This window comes from Streptomyces sp. NPDC047974 (assembly GCF_040653375.1).
In the GTDB taxonomy this organism is placed as follows: domain Bacteria; phylum Actinomycetota; class Actinomycetes; order Streptomycetales; family Streptomycetaceae; genus Streptomyces.
The window spans coordinates 1-2,142 of sequence record NZ_JBEZNU010000099.1 but is presented as its reverse complement, the minus strand read 5'-3'; the positions used below and the strand labels follow the sequence as shown (position 1 = coordinate 2,142).

At 53.7% G+C, this 2,142-nt stretch carries 2 protein-coding genes; both read left to right on the top strand.

Features of this window, described 5'->3' with window-relative positions:
* On the top strand, positions 1–1,205 hold a 1,205-nt coding region (locus tag AB0E19_RS38515; RefSeq protein ID WP_362189855.1), incomplete at its 5' end, for a hypothetical protein.
* Positions 1,202–2,020, top strand: coding sequence for a hypothetical protein (locus tag AB0E19_RS38510; protein ID WP_049435997.1), 819 nt, complete (start codon positions 1,202–1,204; stop codon positions 2,018–2,020). The genes AB0E19_RS38515 and AB0E19_RS38510, both read left to right, overlap by 4 nt.
* Positions 2,021–2,142 lie beyond the last annotated feature (122 nt).

Below are 2,142 nucleotides of genomic sequence, written 5' to 3'. Positions count from 1 at the left end.
CTTCCATAGAGGATCTCAGGAGAGCAATTGAAGATCCATGCAAAACGGTTGACGTTTGCTCGGTGCTGCTGGATGCATGGTTTGAAATAACTCCGCGTCGTTTGGGTGAGGCTCTTTCAAAATTCAGAGATGAGCGGCTTGAGAATCAAGAGCGTGTTGAGAGCTTTGAAAGAACATTCAAGCAGCTGGATCCCGCGGCGAGAAGAAGATTGCTTGGCTCCCCGTGGGTTTCCGGATTCATGGATGATCCAGATGGAATCTCCCATGAAGATACAGATGGAAGGCCTGTCACGACCATCGAAGCGCTTCATCTCGCCGCAATGGCGGAGTGTCTAGTTGCTCCCATCCATGAAGAAATGGGCAAATTTCACCAAGGGATAGGAGTCGAAAGCCCTCTTGGGGAGTGGGTGATCAGGCGGCATGAATCCGGATTTGAGAAGGTCGAGCGCGCAAAGGTGGGCGGTGTGATCGCTCTGGACGTGGATAGTGGGCTGGCACGTCGAAACGAGCCAGAGAGCGGAACGTTCTGCAATCCATTCCTGAGCATCTCATCGGAAGAGCTTGCCGTAATCCAGGAGAAGCTGGAAGCGGCCATAAGGCTTGTGGACGAAGCCACTCCACATCTGGGTCTCCTGATTCGAACATTCACAAGGCGTGTGCTCGTGAGGAAGTCGATCGAGTCGGGTGATCAGGCTTCACCTCTGAATCTTGGATCCGAGTATCGACCGATTCATGCAGGTTGTATCCGAATCCTCAATGTCCACAGGCCGGAAATGACCGTGGATATCTGCGCAGAGGCAATTCTGCATGAGTCTGTCCACTCGTACCTCTCCGCCTATGAAGAGGTGCATGGGAAGTTCATGTCAGGTGCAATCAGAGTTCGCCCGGTTTCACCATGGTCAGGTAACTTCATTCCGAACCATTCACTGGCTCACGCGGTTTTTGTTTACTACGCCATCCACCAGCTTCTCGGGAGGTTGGTTGGTATCGGTGCTGGGATTGGAGAGGAAGCCGGGAGGAGAATGAAGCGACGACTGATGCACGTAGCAGGCGGATTCTTCATCGAACGGAAGGTATCGACGCTATTCGTACTGGAGTCACCCGCCTCGTTGCAGCTGATGGCGGTCGTGGATGAAATTCAGGAGGAGATCAGGGCCGGGTACAGCCAAAGAGTGCCAGGGGAAATGCTGGAGAGCGCGGCATGAAGATTCCAACCATTGTTATCCACTCCGATCCGGAAGACGTCGTCGCAGCCGTGCTCGGGGATGTTCGGGGTGTGAGTGTGATCCATCTGGACGAGCTGACTCGAAATTGGCGCGTTCAGGAGGCTGAGATCATTGAACCCGTACTGGAGAAATCGGTTCCGAGCGTGTGTTCTGCCTACATCATCAACAGAGTATTCGATCTCTCCTGCACCGAGATTGGCAAGCGTCTTCGTACATTCCGTCTGCATGAGAACTGGGCATACACGGCTTTGGGTTCGGTTCTGTCGCGAGCGCACGCACTGGCACACGGAATTGGTCCTCGCGGGGTGAGTAGATCGCTCCTCCCCTTGAATGTGCAGTGGAAGCTTCTTTCCGAGCGTATCCCAGACATCAAAACGCCACGGTTCGCTTTTGGGTTCGGTCATCGAATGCCTGATATGTCGCATCTGGAAAACTTCGTACAGAAGTCAGTCTGGTCCTACTTCCGGTGGAATGGTGACTCTGATGTCGCAGAAGGGGAGCAGCAGTGGCATCCATTTTTCGTCGAACAGCCGCAAGGCATCCCAATCATATGCAGTTATCACGGAGAAGCGTTCGCACTGAGTTTCCCAAGGGGGCGACCCAAAGCGGATCTTGGGGATTTTCCAGCCCTTGTTCATGCATGCCGGGAGCTGTTCGACAGCAGGATGGGCGAGATCCTGGTGTACCAAGAGGACGAAAGCCTGACCTTCTGCGCCTGCAGTCCATACATGGCTGGAATAGGTGAGCTGAAAGAAGGAGAGCAACTTCTTTTACGGGGAGTTCCGTCGAGTTGAAGTTGAGGGCTCTGCAAAAGCCAAGGAGGGTACGTGCACGGTTATTACATCAGGATGTCGTTGATCCGTTTCAAGCAACGAATCGGCACTCATCTGGCAATCGCTCTCATGCTGGGTGCGGG

What these genes read in the sequence shown, in the direction of transcription:
- AB0E19_RS38510 (WP_049435997.1), top strand. Translation starts at nt 1,202, where the DNA reads ATGAAGATTCCAACCATTGTTATCCACTCCGATCCGGAAGACGTCGTC.